General features: G+C 40.5%; 1 protein-coding gene. It reads right to left on the bottom strand.

The window, feature by feature from the left end; translation table 11 throughout:
- Window positions 1–713, bottom strand: a 713-nt coding sequence (locus tag AC6CH4_RS25930; protein WP_498108223.1) for a discoidin domain-containing protein, incomplete at both ends; no start/stop codon positions are given.

The following is a 713-nucleotide window of genomic DNA, read 5'->3' on the forward strand; positions in this document are numbered from 1 at the left end:
AATTTGGATTTTGCTTGTCCGAAGTCAATTTTACAACCCCATCCTTGCTGATTTTCCACAACCACGAAGTAGGTATATTACCAGATAGGTCCACAAAGGAAACCGATTCGCCCCCTAAAACCTGGAGTATATCTTCACCTGCACCTTTGACATACAATTCACCAATAGTACTAACGGTATCTTCATATGCAGAAAGAATTCTAATACGGATATAACGGGCGGTAGTCGGCGTGAAAAGGTCCTCTATGACAGCCTTGGTTTTATCCGAGGTACCTGATCTTACCAGCGTCCAGTTTACACCATCAGCACTTACTGAAAATGAGTAATCCTTAATATTTTTATCATAGCTACCACTCTCAGTCCTAAACCCGTCTATTTTATAGTCAGCCCCCATATCAATCTGAATCTCATGGGGAAATGGAACTCCATAATAAGAAAACCATAGAGAATAAGCATTACCATCAAAAATAGCATTTGCTAATCCAAAGCTTTCACTGCTTACATATTTTACGCTCCAGCCTGTCTTGGGAACACTTTTAAAAGCAGTAACGGCCGTAAAATCCGACAAAGGCGGAGCTATTACCCTTATGGCATCTTCTATTTTTTTTAACTTGACACCAGAAGCAGTAACCGCTCTAAACTCAACACTGTACAGCCCGGGTTCTGTGAAGGTAAAACCAGGGTTTTGTTGTTCAGAAGTGAATTTTACATCA

Source organism: Flavobacterium sp. GQ95, from assembly GCF_059758655.1.